Below are 18,554 nucleotides of genomic sequence, written 5' to 3'. Positions count from 1 at the left end.
TGTGACCCCGATTCCTGATACAATGTAGACGCTTTATAAAGGAATAAACAAAGGCCAATCAGTGAGCAAATTTTTAAATTACATTTTTTCCTTGCCTCGTCCGCAGAAGCGGCTTGTCACTCTAACCATTGATGCAGGTTTTATAGCCGTCGCCTTTTGGGCGTCAATTCTAATACGTTTAGATACTCTGAGCCCTATCTCCGAAGGGGGATTGTGGGGGGTATTAGCGCTTCTAGTACCAATCAGTATTTTTGCCTTTGTTAAGTTTGGCCTTTATAGAGCAGTATTGCGTTATATGTCGGTACAGGCGCTTGGCGCCATTATCGGCGGTGTGCTGTTATCTTGTGTTGCCTTGGTTGCTTTATCTTTCTTCACTGGTGTTAGCCTTCCTCGTACCGTGCCGATTATTTACAGCACCTTCGCACTACTTCTGGTAGGCGGAAGTCGTGTAGTTGTTAGGGCACTGATTGGTCGCTTTAATGGCTATCGTAAAATTCCAGTACTTATTTATGGCGCCGGCTCTGCTGGGCGTCAGTTAGCTACCGCGTTGACCCATGGCCCAGAGTATCGCGTCGTGGGCTTTCTTGACGATGATCCTCACAAGCAAGATACATTAATTCAGGGGTATCCTGTATTTTCTCCCGCTCAATTGCACAAACTGCTTGATAATGAACACATAGAAAAGGTTTTGCTGGCCTTACCCAGTGCTCCCATTTCGGTGCGTAAACGTATTTTAAACCAACTCGAGCCCTTGGCCGTTGAGGTTCAGTCGATTCCTGGCATGGCTGACTTGGTTTCCGGCAGTACCATTTTGGAACAGGTTCAGGATGTGGCGGTGGAGGATTTACTTGGTCGTGATCCAGTCGCTCCTAAAACTATGCTGATGCAGGCCGATATTACCGAAAAGGTGGTCATGGTAACCGGTGCTGGTGGCTCTATAGGTTCGGAGTTGTGTCGACAAATTGTTCGCAACAACCCGAGCAAGTTGGTGTTATTCGAGCTCTCTGAATATGGTTTATATGCCATCGAGCGAGAGCTTAGCCAGTATATTGAAGAACATCAGCTTCATGTTGAACTGTTGCCTATTATGGGCTCGGTGCAAAAGCAAAACCGTGTAGAGGCGGTGATGGAAAGCTTTGGTGTACAAACCGTCTACCATGCTGCAGCTTATAAACATGTGCCCTTAGTTGAGCACAATGTCGTTGAAGGTGTACGTAATAACGTCTTCGGTACGCTTTTTTGTGCTCAGGCTGCAATCAAGTGTGGTGTGGAAACCTTCGTGCTTATATCTACGGACAAGGCTGTGCGCCCAACTAATGTGATGGGTACCAGTAAACGCATGGCCGAGCTGGTACTGCAGGCACTAGCTAAAAAGCAGTCTGACACTCGTTTTTGCATGGTTCGTTTTGGTAACGTGCTAGGTTCTTCAGGTTCCGTTGTGCCACTGTTTCGCAAGCAGATTAAGCAAGGTGGTCCAGTCACCCTGACTCATCCCGATATCACTCGCTATTTTATGACTATTCCGGAAGCTGCGCAGTTGGTTATTCAAGCCGGTGCCATGGGCTGTGGTGGTGATGTGTTTGTGTTGGATATGGGAGAGCCCGTTAAGATTAAGGATCTTGCTACCAAGATGATACGTTTATCCGGCTTAACGGTGCGCTCAGACAGTAATCCGGAGGGCGATATTGAAGTTATCTGTACCGGCTTGCGCCCCGGTGAAAAGCTTTACGAGGAGCTGCTGATCGGTGATAACGTAGAAGGTACTACTCATGAGCGCATCATGACGGCACAAGAGGTTATGTTGAGTTGGGGTGAGTTGGAGCCAATAATTGCCAATTTGGATAAAGCTTGTCATAAATTTGATCATGAAGAGATCCGCACAATACTCTTGTGTACTCCAACTGGGTTCAATCCAACGGATGGTATCTGTGACCTTGTGTGGAATGCTAGGAAACTAGTGGTAGGCGAACAAGTAAAGCAAAACCTTGTTCACTTAACCAAGTAAAAAATCAGTAAAAATTTAAGTAGAAGTATGACGAACAAATTAACACACCTTAAGGCGCTAGAAGCCGAGGCGATTCACATTATTCGTGAAGTCGCCGCCGAGTTTGATAACCCGGTTATGCTTTACTCTATTGGTAAAGATTCATCAGTGTTACTGCACTTAGCGAAAAAAGCGTTTGCCCCGGGGAAAATCCCATTCCCGCTTTTGCATGTAGACTCACATTGGAAATTCAAAGAAATGATTGAGTTTCGTGACCGCATGGCGCAGAAGTATGATTTCGATCTGATTGTGCATAAAAATCATGAAGGCGTTGAAGCTGGCGTAGGCCCTTTCACTCATGGTAGCTCAAAGCACACAGATATAATGAAAACGCAGGCGCTTAAGCAGGCTTTAAACGCGGGTAAATACGATGCTGCGTTTGGCGGTGCTCGCCGTGATGAAGAAAAATCCCGCGCTAAAGAGCGTGTGTATTCTTTTCGTGATAAAAACCACCGCTGGGATCCTAAAAACCAACGCCCGGAGCTGTGGAATATTTACAACGGCAAAGTTGAGCAGGGTGAAAGCATTCGCGTATTCCCATTGAGCAACTGGACCGAGTTGGATATCTGGCAGTATATCTATCTGGAAAACATTGAAATCGTGCCCCTGTATTTATCTGCTGTACGCCCTGTGGTAGAGCGTGACGGTATGCTGATTATGGTCGACGATGAGCGTATGCCGATAGAAGATCCTTCTGAAATACAGCATAAAATGGTGCGCTTTAGAACCTTGGGCTGTTACCCCTTGACCGGTGCCGTTGAGTCGGAAGCGGCAAGCTTGCCAGAGATTATCCAAGAGATGTTGCTTACCAGAACATCTGAGCGTCAGGGGCGGGCGATAGATCATGATTCGTCCGGTAGTATGGAAAAGAAAAAGATGGAGGGGTACTTCTAATGAGCCACGCATCGACGCTTATCGAACAAGATATTCTTAAATATTTAGAACAACATGAAAACAAAGAGCTGCTGCGCTTTATTACTTGCGGCTCGGTCGACGACGGTAAGAGCACGCTAATTGGGCGCTTATTGCACGATTCGAAAATGATTTTCGAAGATCACTTTGCCGCTATCGAAAAAGACAGCAAAAAAGTGGGTACTACGGGCGAGAAGGTTGACCTGGCTCTGCTGGTGGACGGCTTGCAGTCCGAGCGCGAACAAGGCATTACCATTGATGTTGCCTATCGTTATTTCTCCACGGACAAGCGTAAATTTATTATTGCCGATACACCTGGGCACGAACAATACACAAGAAACATGGCAACAGGCGCATCGACCGCTGATTTGGCCATTATTTTGATTGATGCCCGTTATGGTGTGCAGACGCAAACCAGACGACATAGTTTTATCGTGTCTCTACTAGGCATTAAAAACGTAATTATCGCCGTCAACAAGATGGATCTGGTCGAATTTAGCGAAGACACCTTCAATAGCATTTGCGATGAATACCAGCAGCTTGCTAAGTCTTTGAATATAAAGAATGCTTATTACACGCCAATCTCCGCTCTTGAAGGGGATAACGTGGTTAATCGCAGTGAAAAAATGCCTTGGTATCAGGGTATGCCGCTAATGGAAACCCTGGAAACGGTTGAGATAGAAGCGGCCGGCGCACAAATGGACGAATTCCGTTTCCCTGTGCAATACGTTAACAGGCCTCACCTGAATTACCGTGGCTTTGCCGGCACCATAGCCTCGGGCACTGTACGTCCGGGTGATGAAATTGTGGTATTGCCGTCGGGTAAGAAAACCCGCGTGAAATCAATTGATACTTACGATGGTGAATTAAATTCTGCGTCCGCTCCTTTGGCGGTGACCCTGACGACGACCGAAGAAATTGATATTAGTCGCGGCGATATGATAGTGCATAGCGGTGATGCGCCGTGCAGCTCGAATCGTTTGGTAGCGAACCTTGTTTGGATGTCGGAGCAGGAATTGGTTCCGCAAAAAGAGTACCTGATTAAGTTTGCCACTAAGCAAACATCGGGTAAGGTTGCTCAGATTAAACATAAGATTGACGTCAATACCTTGCAACATCAGGAAGCGCAAGTACTGTTGCTAAATGAAATTGCCGAGTGCGAACTGGCGTTGAACGAGGCCGTGGTTTTTGACCACTATGATCAAAATAGGCAGACAGGAGCCTTTATTCTGATCGATCGTATCACCAATGTGACGGTCGGTGCAGGTATGATCAAAGAGGCGCTGGCCAAAGAAGCTAAAGCATCGACAAGAAGCTACAGCAAGGCCGAAATCGAATTAAATAAATATATCCGAGCCCACTACCCTGAGTGGGGCGCCAAGGAAATCAGCTGATTTTTAAGGGGGCGTTTCGCCCCCGTTTCAACTTTAGTGGATGCCAATGCAAATTGATCAGTGGACGATTGTCGCTATTTTCATTTGTACGATCGCAGCATTAATTCGTTTTCAGAAGGTGCCTGAACGCGTTTTTGCCGCTAGTACGCTTGCCTGTCTTGGATATGTCTTGGTGGATATGCAACAGGTGCTTGCCAATGCCGTGAACCCTGGGCTTGTAACCCTTTTGCTACTGGTAGTTTGTGCTCAGGCGCTGGAACGCACTCGCTTTCTGCGCCATGTATCCGGCTCTATTTTTAATGGCAGCCAAAGTAAGTCTATGCTCAAGGCGCTTATTAGTACCTTGTTCGCGTCCGCATTTTTCAATAACACGGCCGTGGTTGCCGCCCTTTTAGATCCGGTTAAGAAAAACCAGCTTATCAATCCCAACAAGCTGCTTCTGCCTCTTTCATACGCCGCTATTCTAGGTGGTACCCTGACCTTGATTGGCACCTCGACTAATTTAATTGTTAACTCCATGCTCCTTGAGCGAGGACAGCCCAGTATAGGATTTTGGGATTTTATGCCGGTCGGTTTATTGACCGCCATATTGTGTCTGGTAGTTATTTTTGTCAGTGCCAGAAAACTTTCTGCCGGTCCTTCGACCAGTGAGACAGACCCCGAGTATTTTGTTGAAGCAGAGGTGTTGCCCGATTCGCCTTTAATTGGCAAGTCGGTGGAAAAAAACAATTTAAGAAGCCTAGAATCCCTGTTTTTGGTTGAGGTGATCCGTGGCGAGCGCCTTTTATCACCCGTATCGCCAGCGGAAATTTTACAGCAGGGCGATAAGCTTATTTTTTCGGGCGATATAAAAAAGGTGATGGTGTTAAATCAATTTAAAGGCTTGTCGCTGTTTGCACATGCCGATGGCTTGCTGAAAGACAATCTGACCGAAGTCGTTGTTAGGCCGGGAGCCTCGATTGTAGGCAAGAGCTTAAAGCAGGCAGGTTTCAGGGCCAGATTTGATGCCGCCGTTGTTGCTATTCGCAGGGAAGGTGCGCAGCTGTCGGGCAAGCTGGGGGAAATGAAAATTCAGGCTGGCGATTTCCTGGTTTTAGCTGTGGGGCCGGACTTTGCCTCTCGCAGTAATATTGCTAAGAACTTTTTTGTGCTCAGTGGCGTCAAAGCGGAAAACATGCTGAGCGGCTGGCGCGAACAGTTGACCTTGTACGGATTTGTTGGAGCCTTGGCCAGCTCTTTGTTATTCAATATTGATTTACTGACGTCCTTTGTTTTTTATCTGGCTCTTTTAGTTGCCTGCAATGTGCTGTCACTCAACGATTTGAAGCGGCGTTTCCCGTTGGAATTATGGCTGATAGTAACCAGTGCATTGACACTGGCAACCGCGCTTGATAATTCCGGTGTGTCGACCTTGGTTGGTGAGCTTGTGCAGCATCATTTAAGCGACGCAAGCGTGTATTTTGCACTTGTAGGTGTGTTTTTGATTACTCTACTGCTGACCGAGCTTATTACCAATAATGCGGCGGCGGCCTTAGTATTTCCCATAGCTTACACACTGGCTCAGGGGCTGGGTGTTAGTTATCTGCCATTTGTTTTTGCCGTGGCCTTTGCCGCTAGCGGTAGTTTTGTTAGTCCTTATGGCTATCAAACGAATCTTATGGTCTTTAATGCGGGTAATTACACTTTGAAAGACTTCGTTAAGTTTGGCTTGCCCGTTTCTTTAACTTACTCAATCAGTGTCTTGCTGTTGATCCCCGTGTTTTTCCCTTTTTAGAGGTTGTATGAACGAAAATATAGTCTGGCATAGCGCCATTATTGATAAACAGACGCGAGCGCAGCAAAAGGGACATAAACCCTTGGTATTGTGGTACACGGGCTTAAGTGGATCGGGTAAGTCGACCATTGCCAATGCGGTTGAAGCCAGATTGGTGGAGCTTGGCGCTCACACCTATTTACTGGATGGGGACAATATTCGCCACGGTTTGAATCGGGGGCTGTCATTTTCCGACGAGGACAGGGTGGAAAATATTCGTCGTATCGGCGAAGTCAGTAAGCTGTTTGTGGACGCGGGCCTTATTGTCTCAACGGCCTTTATTTCTCCATTCAGAGCGGATCGTGCATTGGCTAAATCTTTACTTCAGCCTGGTGAGTTTGTTGAAGTGTATGTGGATACGCCCCTTGAAGTATGTGAAAAAAGAGACCCCAAGGGTTTGTATGAAAAGGCGCGCCGTGGAGAAATCGCAAACTTTACAGGTATCTCTTCGGCGTACGAAGCGCCAGAGATGCCTGAAATTCATTTGCAAACTGCCAGCCAGTCTATTGAGCAGAGCGTTGATCAGGTGATCGATTATTTAGTAACACAGGGTGTATTAAAGGCATGATTTACGATGTATTTAACGGAGATGCGGACGGCATCATTGCCTTATTACAGCTGCACCTGAGCACTCCTTGTGAGTCGGTTAAGATTACCGGCGTTAAACGCGATATTGAGTTGCTAGAGCAAGTGTCGGCAGCGGCAGGCGACAAAGTACGAGTGTTCGATATTTCAATGGAGAAGAATAAGCCGGCCCTAGAGCGATTGCTTGCAGCGGGTGCTGAGGTTTTTTATGTGGATCACCATAAGGCGGGAGAAATTCCTGCTAATTCAACACTTGATGCCCATATAAACCTGGATGCAGACACCTGTACAAGTTTGATCCTCAGTGATTTGTTAGATCGCAGGTTCCATTTATGGGCCATCACAGCGGCGTACGGTGATAACTTGATAGCCAGGGCAGATCGGGAAGCCGAGCAACTAGGTTTAAGTGAAGGGCAAAAGCAGGTGTTAAAAGAGTTGGGCACCTATATCAATTATAATGGCTATGGCAGCTGTATAGATGATCTTCATTATCCGCCTCTCGAGCTTTTCGAAATACTGCTTGCCTACTCGTCGCCTTTCGATGTGATTGCCGCTCCTGGCTCAGTGTTTCATAAGTTAAAGTCAGCGTACGAGTCGGACATTGCCCTAGCAGCCCAAGCCGAAGTTATTCATGAGGACGGGGCATCTAAGGTTGTCATGCTGGATGATCAGGCGTGGGCGCGACGGGTTAGTGGCGTTTATGGGAACCTCTTGGCTAATCAAAGCCCCGAACTAGCTCATGCCATTGTTACGAACAATAATAGTGGCACATACACTGTGAGTGTTCGAGCTCCATTGACGAATAAACAGGGCGCTGTTGATGTGTGTGGCCAGTTTGCTACCGGAGGAGGTAGGGCGGGAGCCGCAGGCATTAATGAATTACCTCTAGAATCACTCTCGAAGTTTATACAGGTATTTTCTAGTTTTTATAATTCGTAGAATATGTAGTGGTAGTTAGGTCAGATGTTTATTATTAACTATCAAACCGTTTTAAAAGTTTAGAGGATCATTCTCAATGAAAGCAGTTATCCCTGTAGCGGGTCTTGGTACACGCATGTTGCCAGCGACCAAAGCCATACCAAAAGAAATGCTTCCTCTCGTCGATAAGCCGCTGATTCAATATATAGTGAGTGAGTGTGTACGTGCGGGTATCAAAGAGATAGTGCTGGTAACGCATTCTTCTAAAAATGCCATCGAAAACCATTTTGATACCAGCTTCGAGTTAGAAGCAACGCTTGAGAAGCGGGTTAAGCGTCAGTTGCTTGATGAGGTGCGCTCTATTTGCCCAGAAGATGTGACCGTTATGCATGTTCGTCAGGGTGAAGCTAAAGGTTTGGGTCATGCCATTATGTGCGCTAGACCAATTGTCGGCGATAATCCTTTTGCGGTTATTTTGCCGGATGTGATCCTTGATGAATTTAGCGCCGATCAAAGTAGTGAAAACCTGGCCGCCATGATCAAGCGCTTTAAAGACACTCAGACCAGCCAAATCATGCTTGAGGCGGTAGCTACGCAGGACGTAAGCAAATACGGTATTGCCGATATTAATGGCGCGCAAATAGAACCAGGTGAAAGTGCCGTTATCAAGCACATGGTGGAAAAGCCCAAGGTGGAAGAAGCGCCTTCAAACCTGGCCGTGGTAGGTCGCTATGTGCTTTCTCATAATATTTGGCCGTTACTGAAGAAAACGCCCATAGGCGCAGGTGGAGAAATTCAACTGACCGATGCCATTGATATGCTTATTGAACAAGAGCCGGTTGAGGCGTTTCGCATGAGCGGTATCTCCCACGATTGTGGCGATAAGCTGGGTTATCTTAAGGCGTTTGTACGCTACGCACAGCAACACCCGCAGTTGGGTGATGCGTTTACCGCGCATCTAAAAAGTCTCTAAGGCATAGGCTGTAGGCTAAGCCTGCAGCCGGCTTAAATAGCCTTTGCCGCGCTATTTCCCCCTTGAAGAACTTAATCTAACATTCATATCTATACGATAGTGTTTACGAATTATTTTTGAACCCAGTTTTCACAGAAGATTGTTATGAAAATTACTATAGTTGGTACCGGCTACGTCGGTCTGTCTAATGCGGTACTCTTGGCGCAACACAATGAAGTGATTGCCTTGGATATCGACAGTAAAAAAGTTGACCTGCTGAATAAGCAAGAGTCCCCCATAGTCGATAACGAAATAAGCCACTTTTTGCAAAATAAACCGCTTAACCTGGTTGCCACCACGGATAAAGAAGCGGCATTGCAAGGGGCTGAGTTCGTAGTGATAGCCACGCCCACAGACTATGACCCAGAGACCAATTACTTTAACACCCAATCCGTGGAAAAGGTGATTGAGGATGTGCTGCACATCAACCCGGCGGCTTTAATCGTGATCAAATCAACCGTGCCTGTGGGTTACACCCAAGGTATCAAAGAAAGGTTTGGCGTTGATAATATCCTGTTTTCGCCAGAGTTTTTACGTGAGGGTAAGGCGCTGTACGATAACCTATATCCATCGCGTATTATTGTTGGTGAGCAAAGCGAGCGCGCAGCTAAGTTTGCGGCCCTTTTACAGCAAGGTGCAGAAAAAACAGATGTGGATGTGTTGTTGACTAATTCCACCGAAGCCGAAGCCATTAAGCTGTTCTCTAATACTTACCTTGCCATGCGTGTGGCCTATTTTAATGAGCTGGATAGCTATGCCGAGTCGCACGGTTTGGATGCCCGTCAGGTGATTGAGGGGGTGGGCTTAGACCCACGTATTGGCAGCCATTACAATAACCCTTCATTTGGCTACGGCGGTTACTGCTTACCAAAAGATACCAAGCAGTTGCTGGCCAACTATAAAGATGTGCCTAACAATATGATCCGCGCCATAGTAGATGCTAACACTACCCGTAAGGATTTTATCGCCGACTCAATTATTAAACGCGCCCCTAAGGTTGTGGGTGTATATCGCTTGGTGATGAAGTCTGGCTCGGACAATTTCAGAGCATCGGCGATTCAGGGCGTGATGAAGCGTATTAAAGCCAAGGGTATCGAAGTGCTGATATATGAGCCTACACTCGAGTCGGATACCTTTTTCCATTCTAAGGTCACTACCTCGCTAGAGGAACTCAAACAGTGCTCTGATGTCATAATCTCCAATCGGATGACAGATGAATTGAGCGATGTCGCGGATAAGGTGTATACTCGCGACCTGTTTGGCAGTGACTAATTGGGATTATCTATGAAGTATTTAGTAACGGGCGCCGCCGGTTTTATCGGCGCTGCGGTAAGCGACAAGCTACTGGCACAAGGCCACGAGGTTGTTGGTATAGATAATCTTAATGATTACTATGATGTGGCTTTAAAAACTGCGCGCCTTGAGCACATAAAGCACGAGCGCTTTAGTTTTGTTGAGTTGGATCTGGTACAGCAGCAAGCGCTGGCGCAACTGTTCGAGCAGGAAAAGTTTGACCGCGTTATTCACTTGGCGGCGCAGGCCGGTGTGCGTTATTCCATAGATAACCCGCATGCCTATGCCGAAAGCAATCTGGTTGGCCACCTAAATATATTAGAAGCCTGTCGCCACAATCAGATTGGGCACTTGGTATATGCCTCATCCAGCTCTGTTTATGGCTTAAATGAAACCACGCCTTTTTCTACCAGTGATTCGGTGGATCACCCAGTTTCCCTCTATGCGGCGACCAAAAAGTCTAACGAAGTAATGGCTCATAGCTATTCTCATTTATATGGGTTGCCGACTACCGGGCTACGCTTCTTTACCGTGTATGGCCCCTGGGGTCGCCCGGATATGGCTCCCTATATTTTCACCAAGAAAATCCTTAACGGCGAAACCATAGACGTGAATAACCATGGCGATATGTGGCGCGACTTTACCTATATCGACGATATCGTCGAAGGCGTGGTGCGTATTGCCGATGTGGTGCCCGAGCTTAACCCGGATTGGAAGGTTGAGTCTGGCTCACCGGCCACTAGCTCGGCTCCTTATAAGGTTTACAACATCGGCCACGGCAGCCCCATTAACTTAATGGACTTTATTAAGGCCATTGAAGATGAGCTGGGTATTGAAGCGGTGAAAAACTTCCGCGAAATGCAGCCGGGCGATGTGTATAAAACCTATGCCGATACCGAAGATCTTTTTGCCGCAACCGGCTATCGCCCTCAGGTCGATGTTACCTCCGGGGTGAAGCAATTGGTTAAATGGTATAAAGGCTTTTACGCCTAATTTAAAGCAGGGATAGATTATGACAATCTTAGTGACCGGCGGAGCCGGTTATATTGGTTCGCACACTGTGCTTGAGCTGCTCGAACAGGGCAGTGAAGTGCTGGTGTTCGACAATCTTTGTAATAGCTCGCAGGAATCGCTGCGCCGCGTTGAGGCACTAACGGGTAAAACCGTGACCTTTGTTCAAGGTGATATTCGCGATAAAGCAGCCTTGGATAAGGTATTTAGCGAGCATCAAATCACTAGCGTGGTGCATTTTGCCGGCCTTAAGGCTGTGGGTGAGTCGGTGAGCAAGCCGGTGATGTATTACCAAAATAATGTTCAGGGCTCGCTTACTCTGATTGAGGCGATGCGCGATGCCGAGGTGTTCTCTTTGGTATTTAGCTCATCCGCCACGGTTTATGGTGATCCGCAAACCCTGCCCATAGATGAAAATGCTCCGGTAGGTGGTACCACCAACCCTTATGGCACCTCCAAATTAATGGTGGAGCAGATTTTAGAAGATGTGGCCAAGTCCGACCCTCGTTGGCGCTTTGCTATCTTGCGCTACTTTAACCCGGTTGGCGCCCATCACAGTGGGCAAATAGGTGAAGACCCTAACGGCATTCCCAACAACCTCTTGCCTTATATCTCACAGGTAGCCGTAGGTAAGCTGGAGAAGCTGGCGGTATTTGGGGATGATTACCCCACCAAAGACGGCACCGGAGTGCGCGATTACATTCATGTTGTTGACCTGGCCTTAGGTCACCTTAAAGCCCTGGACTGGCTTGCTGATCACAGCGGTGTGCATATTTATAACCTGGGAACCGGTAACGGCTACTCGGTATTGGAAATGGTGCAGGCCTTTGAGCAGGCGGCCGACAAGCCCGTGCCTTATCAAATCGCCCCGCGTCGTGATGGCGATATCGCCACCTGTTATGCCAGTGCGCAAAAAGCCCTGAATGAGCTGGGTTGGCAGGCAGAGCGCGGCTTAATGCAAATGATGCAAGACACCTGGCGCTGGCAAAGCCAAAACCCCAATGGTTATGAGTCATAACCTGTAGGTCGCCCTACAGGAAGGTTAGGGATTTATTGTCAGACTGCTAGCCCGGATCTCACAGACATCTGTGGGCGAGGCTTTAGCCTTGCGAGATTAAATGTCAAACTGCTAGGTCATCGCTACTGTATTGTTCAATTGTCAGACTGCTAACCCGGATCTCACAGACACCTGTAGGCGAGGCTTTAGCCTTGCGAGGTTAATTGTCAGACTCTCGGCCATTATCTATTACCCTATTGTCAGACTGCTAGGTAACTGCTCCTGCGTTACCCTAGTACCGCCATCCATGGCGGCAAAGTCTGACCTACAAAAATACCTACAATTATCTGTGGGCGAGGCTTTAGCCTTGCTGCTAATTAGGTCGCTATTTCTATCTTCACTTCGCCCTTGAGGTTTTCTTTAAGCTTATCCGCCAGCGCTTGTTTTGCCTCTGGATCGCCATGCACGATTTTGATATGCCCTGGCTTCTTCGCCATGCCGGTAACAAAGCGCACTAAATTGGCCTGATCCGCATGGGCGCTATAACCGCTAATGGTGTGTATTTGCGCCTTAATATCAATGCGCCGATTATTTAACATCACATAACCGCCGCGCGGGCCGTATTTTTGAATATCACGCCCCGGCGTTCCTTGGCCTTGATAGCCGACAAAGATCACATCGGTACGGGGGTCTCCTAAAAAGGCTTCCAGGTAATTGACTATACGCCCACCGCTGCACATGCCGCTGGCGGCTATCACTATCGCCGGCTTTTGCCTCTGTTTCAGGTAATTCAGAGTTTGCACATGTTCCTGATGGCTATCCAGGGTATACAAATGTTCAAAGTTAAGAGGATGGCGGCCCTTGGCCACACGTGCCTTGGCTTCTTGATCCCAAAATGATTTAAAGCGCCTGTATTCGTGGGTGAAATTGGCGGCCATGGGCGAGTCGATGATCACCTCAATATCCTGCCAAAATGAGTGCTTGGGCGCCTTGTGGATGATCTGCTCCAGCTCATACAGCAACTCTTGAGTGCGGCCTATGCTAAAGGCGGGAATAAGCACCACGCCGTTATCGCGTACCGCCTTTTCAATCACTTCTTTTAGTTGTTTACTGCGGTTTTTACGCCCCTGATGTAGGGTATCGCCATAGGTGGACTCAATTACCAGGGTGTCGGCCTTGTAGGGTGATTTAGGCGCCGGTAGCAAGGGCGTGTGAGGCGCGCCTAAGTCTCCGGAAAACACCACTCGTTGGGCCTGCTTTCCTTGGCCTACATCGATTTCGATATAGGCGGAGCCAAGAATATGCCCGGCCCGTTGCAGGCGAAATCGCACCTGTGTATTAAATTGCTCCAACGTTTGCCACTGTTTAAAGGGGATGGCTATCAATTGCTGGCGAATAAGGCGCAGACAGGTATCCACCAGTTGCTCATCCTGGGTAACGCCAAGTTTTAGAGCATCTTCAATGACCAGTGGAAGCAGGGCAGCGGTGGCTTCGGAGGCGTAAATCGGGCCGCTAAACCCGGCGGCAAGCAGGTAGGGAAGGCGGCCCACATGGTCGATATGGCAGTGGGTTACTAGGAGTGCCCGCACTGTGCTGATATCAAATTCAATGCCAAGCTCCTGACGCGCTTCAAGGCCTTGAAACAGGCCGCAGTCGACCAATAAGGATTCGCTCTCGCTCACCTTAAGCTGGTGGCAAGAGCCGGTCACGCCATTTACCGCTCCGTGGTGAATGATTTCCATTGTGGCTCATAGTCTTAATAGGTACATACCTATTACTATAGGTGAACCGCTCAGCAGTGCAATGGGGTTTTCTAAAAGCTGCTCCTGCATTGCTTTATTGTCCTATTGCCAGACTGCTAGGTAACTGCTCCTGCGTTACTCTAGTACCGCCATCCATGGCGGCAAAGTCTGACCTACAGGGTCTGGCCTACACGACAAGACCTGCGGTTATCTGTGGGCGAGGCTTTAGCCTTGCTGCTAATTAGAGCGCGATTTCCTCTTCGCTCAGGAGACGATACTCACCCGGGGCGAGTTCTGGGTCAAGCTCTATGCCGGCAATGGCTTCGCGGTGCAAGGTCACCACCTTGTTACCAACCGCGGCCAGCATGCGCTTAACCTGATGGTATTTGCCTTCAACTATATGCAGGCGAATTTGATACGGCGCTAGCACTTCGACCTTAGCGGGTAGGGTGAGGTCGCGCTCACCATGAAGCTGTACGCCTTGCTCAAGCTCACTAACCGCTTGCTCTGAAAGCGGCTCGGCCAGCTCAACAAGATAGGTTTTGAATTTTTGCTTTTTCGGGCTGGTGATCTGGTGGCTCCACTGGCCATCATTACTGATCAACACTAGACCCGTGGTGTCTATGTCTAAGCGCCCGGCAATGTGTAACTCGCTCAGGTTGGGCTCATCGAGCAGTTCAAACACAGTGGCATGGAGCTCATCGCTATTGGCGCACACATAACCTTCCGGCTTATTGAGCATAAAGTAGCGTATCCCTTGATAGGTGAGAATCTCACCATCGAGCATGATTTCATCTTGTTCAGTCACTGATAGATCAAGCTGCCTAGTAACTTCTCCGTTGACGGTGACTCGCTTTTTTTTGATAGCGGCTTTGGCGTGGGTGCGCGGGATTTCCGCCAGGTTGCTAATAAACTTGTCTAATCGGCAGGGGAACTTCATTGGGGACGGACTTAATCTTGGTTACAATGGCGCGAGTATAGCCCATGCCGCATAGTGAAAACAGCCACCTTGAGTAAAATCCTCGACCAATACAGCCAGCTTATTGGTAATAAAAAGATCCTCGCCGATCCTGTGCAGTTTCGTGCGATCAAGGCGCTGGTAAAGCTGGCGGCGGAACTGGAAGCCGAGCAAGCATCCCCTCGCTTTTTCTGGCAGCGCAAGCGCATTATTCACGGGCTTTATTTGCATGGTCCGGTAGGGCGGGGTAAGTCCATGTTGATGGACTTATTTTATGAGCAGATAGCGATAGCCAATAAGCAGCGCCTGCACTTTCATCATTTTATGGCCTGGGTGCATAAGCGCTTGCAGGCATTGCAAGGGACTAAAAATCCCATGGGACAACTTGCCAAGGACTACGCCTCGCAGACACGCTTGCTCTGCTTTGATGAGTTTTTTGTCAGCGATATAGGTGATGCCATGATCATGGCACGTTTGTTCGAGGCCTTGTTTGCCGAAGGCGTGGTACTGGTGGCAACCAGTAACTGCCAGCCTTGTGAGTTATACCGCAATGGCCTGCAGCGTGCTCGCTTTGAGCCAACAATCGCCTTAATTGAAGCGCATTGTCAGATTTGTGATGTCAGCGGCGAGCAGGATTATCGTCTGCATGGGTTTAACGGCTTTCGGCATTTTATCGAGTATCAGCCTGAGCGCCTGTTACAGCGCTTTAGCAAGGAGCAAGACCAAGCGGCTCAGGGTCGAGCTTTATTAATTCACCATAGGGCCGTGCGTTTTCAAGCCATTGGTGAGCGCGCCGCCTGCATTGATTTCTTCGAGCTATGTGGCTTGGGGCGCTCCAGTGCCGATTATATGTTTCTCGCCCAGCGTTTTGATGTGCTCTATGTGGATAAGGTGCCCTTGATGGGCGTGGATAAAGTACAGCAGTATACCGCCCAAGGCATTGAAGAGGGCTACATACGTGAGCGAGAGCGGGTTAATCATGCCCAGTTTGATGATGAGGCAAGGCGTTTTATTGCGCTGGTGGATGAGTTTTACGATACGGGGAAATTGATTGTCATCGCCGCCCAAGGGGAGCTGACGCATTTATACCAGGGTGAGAGATTGGCGTTTGAATTTGCCCGCACCCAGTCGCGTTTGATAGAGATGCAGCGCTGGCCCTTACCTTTGTAGGCCTTTGCCGTCATCCCTCGCAAGGCTAAAGCCTCGCCTACAGATAACCTCAGGTATTTTTTGTAGGCCAGACTTTGCCGCCATGGATGGCGGTACTAGGGTAACGCAGGAGCAGTTACCTAGCAGTCTGACAATAGAACAATTAACCTCGCAAGGCTAAAGCCTCGCCTACAGGTGTCTGTGAGATCCGGGTTGGCAGCCTGACAATTAACCTCCAACCTTCCTGTAGGCCAGACTCTGTAGGTCAGACTTTAGTCTGATAACCGAGTTGGCAATAGAGCAATGTAGGGTGATGGCCGAGAGTCTGACAATTAACCTCGCAAGGCTAAAGCCTCGCCTACAGGTGTCTGTGAGATCCGGGTTGGCAGCCTGACAATTAACCTCCAACCTTCCTGTAGGTCAGACTTTGCCGCCATGGATGGCGGTATTAGGGTAACGCAGGAGCAGTTACCTAGCAGTCTGACAATAGGGTAATAGATAATGGCCGAGAGTCTGACAATTAACCTCGCAAGGCTAAAGCCTCGCCTACAGGTGTCTGTGAGAGCTGGGTTAGCAGCCTGACAATTAACCTCCAACCTTCCTGTAGGTCAGACTTTGCCGCCATGGATGTAGGTCAGACTTCAGTCTGACAATTAACCTCGCAAGGCTAAAGCCTCGCCTACAGGTGTCTGTGAGATCCGGGTTAGCAGTCTGACAATTAACCTCCAACCTTCCTGTAGGTCAGACTTCAGTCTGACAATTGAGCTTTGTCGGCGCGAAGCACCGAGCTACAAGATATAAGGCTTTGAATTAAAGCCAGATTTTTTGCAGCTCTTGCCACTGCTTCTCAAACTGAGCGCTGGGCTTGGCGGTAAAGTTAGAGCGCACAAACTGGTTCATCTTGCCTTCCACATAGGCCAGAAACAGGTTGGCCAATGTGGCTTCGTCGCTGGCAAAAGCTTTCCCTTCGCGCAGCTTACGTTCACGTAGAACTTGCTTAAACTGGGTTTCCAGCTTTTCAAACAGACTTTGAATGCGCTCGCGCAGACGCTCATTTTCCCCTTGCAGGGCATCGCCGGTAAGGATGCGGGTAATCCCCGGATTCTTCTCGGCAAAAGCCAACACCAGCATCAGCATGTTATACACGCGGCTTTGGGTTTCTTTTTCGTTTTCTAAAATGATGTTGATGCGTGAGAGCAGGGTGTCTTCGATAAACTCGATCAAACCCTCGAACATACGTGCCTTGCTTGGAAAGTGACGATACAGCGCCGCTTCCGACACTCCCACCTCGGCTGCCAGTTTGGCGGTGGTAATACGTTGACCCGGGCTGGTCTCTAACATTTGCGCAAGTGATTGGAGGATCTGCTCTTTGCGATTAGTGCGGCGTGTGGCAGCCATGGCGTTCCCTTTTAAAGCTCTTTAGTGGTCTTTGACCTTTATTATGAACGCCATCTTAATGCTTTCTGAAATCCCTTTCCAGTCTTTTACATGCTTTAAATCAACTTTGCAGCAATATTTTCCATGACAGTGAGCGCTAACTTATGCTTGCAGGTTAATGGCAGGCTGAGCTCGCCCTCGGCGCTAAACAAGGTCAGGGCATTGTTGTCGCTGTTAAAGCCTTGTCCCTGTTTTGCCACGTCGTTGGCACAGATCATATCCAGGTTTTTATTGCGCAATTTGCCCTTGGCATAAGTGGCAACATCCTGAGTTTCGGCGGCAAAACCTACGGTAAACGGACGCTGTTTTGTTAGCGCGGCTACGTCAGCAATAATGTCTGGGTTTTTAACCAAAGTCAGGGTGAGTTCATCCCCTTGCTTCTTCATTTTTTGCTCGGCGATATCGGCGGCACGGTAATCTGCCACCGCGGCACAGCCGATAAAAATATCCGATTGCGGCGCCAAGGCCAACGCTTGTTGGTGCATGTCCAACGCGCTTTGTACGCCATAGACCTGGCATTGAGTCGGTGGGGTCAGGCTTACCGGGCCGGAGATTAAATTCACCTTGGCGCCTAGAGCCAGTGCCGCTTCGGCTAAGGCATAGCCCATTTTCCCGGAGCTATGGTTGGTTATGTAGCGCACCGGGTCGAGCGCCTCGCGGGTTGGTCCGGCGGTGATGGTGACGGTTTTTCCCGCCAACACCTGCTTGTGGGCGGGTGTGCAGATAAGCTCTACCAATTCCATCGGCTCAAGCATGCGCCCGGCACCCACATCGCCACAGGCTTGCTCGCCGCTGCCTGGGCCCCAAATAGATACACCGCGTTGAGCTAGGGTGGCTAAATTCGCTTTGGTGGCCGGGTGGGCATACATTTGCTGATTCATCGCCGGGGCGATGGCAACGTCGGCATCTGTGGCCAGCAATAAGGTGGTGAGAAGATCATCGGCAATGCCGGCAGCCATTTTGGCAATGATGTTCGCCGTTGCTGGGGCAACTAAAATCAGATCCGCCCATTTGGCAAATTCGATATGGCCCATGGCCGCTTCGGCTTGAGGGTCGAGCAGGGAGTCCGACACCATTTCACCGGATACCGCCTGCATGGTCAGTGGCGTGATAAAGTGCTTGGCACTGTCGGTCATCACCACTTTAACCTCGCAACCGCGCTCTTTAAGGCGGCGTGTTAACTCGGCACATTTGTAGGCGGCAATGCCACCGCTGATCCCAAGGACCACTTTTTTGTTTTGCATAGCGAACAATAATTCAGTTGATATTTAAACGGGTATAACGGGTAA

Annotated in this window: 15 protein-coding genes; 11 read left to right on the top strand and 4 right to left on the bottom strand. The window is 48.8% G+C overall.

Going from position 1 to position 18,554, the window contains the following annotated elements; all coding sequences use genetic code 11:
- Positions 1 to 61: 61 nt before the first annotated feature.
- The 10 genes from WCN91_RS01930 to galE all read left to right on the top strand — a co-directional run bounded on the left by WCN91_RS01930 (position 62) and on the right by galE (position 12,000).
- Positions 62 to 2,005, top strand: coding sequence for a polysaccharide biosynthesis protein (locus WCN91_RS01930; protein ID WP_342675731.1), 1,944 nt, complete (start codon positions 62 to 64; stop codon positions 2,003 to 2,005).
- Between the two features lie 27 nt (positions 2,006 to 2,032).
- Complete coding sequence (cysD, locus tag WCN91_RS01925) at positions 2,033 to 2,938, top strand: sulfate adenylyltransferase subunit CysD (protein ID WP_342675729.1); 906 nt, start codon at positions 2,033 to 2,035, stop codon at positions 2,936 to 2,938.
- A complete protein-coding gene (gene cysN / locus WCN91_RS01920) occupies positions 2,938 to 4,350 on the top strand; it encodes a sulfate adenylyltransferase subunit CysN (RefSeq protein ID WP_342675727.1) in 1,413 nt (470 codons plus the stop codon). The genes cysD and cysN overlap by 1 nt, the downstream gene beginning before the upstream one ends.
- Before the next feature lie 46 nt (positions 4,351 to 4,396).
- Positions 4,397 to 6,124 (top strand): SLC13 family permease, encoded by a 1,728-nt coding sequence (locus WCN91_RS01915; RefSeq protein WP_342675726.1) that lies wholly within the window; start codon positions 4,397 to 4,399, stop codon positions 6,122 to 6,124.
- Positions 6,125 to 6,131: 7 nt separating this feature from the next.
- On the top strand, positions 6,132 to 6,731 hold the full coding sequence (gene cysC / locus WCN91_RS01910) for an adenylyl-sulfate kinase (RefSeq protein WP_342675725.1): 600 nt from the start codon (positions 6,132 to 6,134) through the stop codon (positions 6,729 to 6,731).
- The gene (locus tag WCN91_RS01905) at positions 6,728 to 7,687 is read left to right on the top strand and encodes a DHH family phosphoesterase (RefSeq protein ID WP_342675724.1); all 960 of its coding nucleotides are present in this window, start codon (positions 6,728 to 6,730) and stop codon (positions 7,685 to 7,687) included. The genes cysC and WCN91_RS01905 overlap by 4 nt, the downstream gene beginning before the upstream one ends.
- Before the next feature lie 76 nt (positions 7,688 to 7,763).
- A complete protein-coding gene (gene galU, locus WCN91_RS01900; RefSeq protein ID WP_342675723.1) occupies positions 7,764 to 8,639 on the top strand; it encodes a UTP--glucose-1-phosphate uridylyltransferase GalU in 876 nt (291 codons plus the stop codon).
- Positions 8,640 to 8,783: 144 nt separating this feature from the next.
- Entirely contained in the window at positions 8,784 to 9,950 is a 1,167-nt protein-coding gene (locus tag WCN91_RS01895; RefSeq protein ID WP_342675722.1) for a nucleotide sugar dehydrogenase, read from the top strand.
- A gap of 12 nt (positions 9,951 to 9,962) precedes the next feature.
- Complete coding sequence (locus WCN91_RS01890; protein WP_342675721.1) at positions 9,963 to 10,964, top strand: NAD-dependent epimerase; 1,002 nt, start codon at positions 9,963 to 9,965, stop codon at positions 10,962 to 10,964.
- Between the two features lie 19 nt (positions 10,965 to 10,983).
- Positions 10,984 to 12,000 carry a UDP-glucose 4-epimerase GalE gene (galE, locus tag WCN91_RS01885; protein WP_342675720.1) on the top strand — a complete coding sequence of 339 codons (1,017 nt, stop codon included), beginning with the start codon at positions 10,984 to 10,986 and terminating at the stop codon, positions 11,998 to 12,000.
- Positions 12,001 to 12,356: 356 nt separating this feature from the next.
- Here the strand turns inward: galE and WCN91_RS01880 are convergent, their stop codons facing one another.
- Complete coding sequence (locus WCN91_RS01880; protein ID WP_342675719.1) at positions 12,357 to 13,721, bottom strand: MBL fold metallo-hydrolase RNA specificity domain-containing protein; 1,365 nt, start codon at positions 13,719 to 13,721, stop codon at positions 12,357 to 12,359.
- Positions 13,722 to 13,962: 241 nt separating this feature from the next.
- The gene (gene rsuA / locus WCN91_RS01875; RefSeq protein WP_342675718.1) at positions 13,963 to 14,661 is read right to left on the bottom strand and encodes a 16S rRNA pseudouridine(516) synthase RsuA; all 699 of its coding nucleotides are present in this window, start codon (positions 14,659 to 14,661) and stop codon (positions 13,963 to 13,965) included.
- Between the two features lie 54 nt (positions 14,662 to 14,715).
- On the opposite strand from rsuA, the gene zapE reads away from it, so the two are divergent.
- Entirely contained in the window at positions 14,716 to 15,849 is a 1,134-nt protein-coding gene (zapE, locus tag WCN91_RS01870) for a cell division protein ZapE (RefSeq protein WP_342675717.1), read from the top strand.
- A 789-nt stretch (positions 15,850 to 16,638) separates the two neighbouring features.
- Here the strand turns inward: zapE and slmA are convergent.
- Together slmA and coaBC are read right to left on the bottom strand one after the other, a co-directional pair.
- On the bottom strand, positions 16,639 to 17,226 hold the full coding sequence (slmA, locus tag WCN91_RS01865; RefSeq protein ID WP_105199418.1) for a nucleoid occlusion factor SlmA: 588 nt from the start codon (positions 17,224 to 17,226) through the stop codon (positions 16,639 to 16,641).
- Between the two features lie 95 nt (positions 17,227 to 17,321).
- Entirely contained in the window at positions 17,322 to 18,509 is a 1,188-nt protein-coding gene (gene coaBC, locus WCN91_RS01860) for a bifunctional phosphopantothenoylcysteine decarboxylase/phosphopantothenate--cysteine ligase CoaBC (protein WP_425415993.1), read from the bottom strand.
- Positions 18,510 to 18,554 lie beyond the last annotated feature (45 nt).

Source organism: Pseudoalteromonas qingdaonensis, from assembly GCF_038739665.1.
Lineage (GTDB): Bacteria > Pseudomonadota > Gammaproteobacteria > Enterobacterales > Alteromonadaceae > Pseudoalteromonas > Pseudoalteromonas qingdaonensis.
This window is presented reverse-complemented; position numbering and strand designations above follow the sequence as displayed.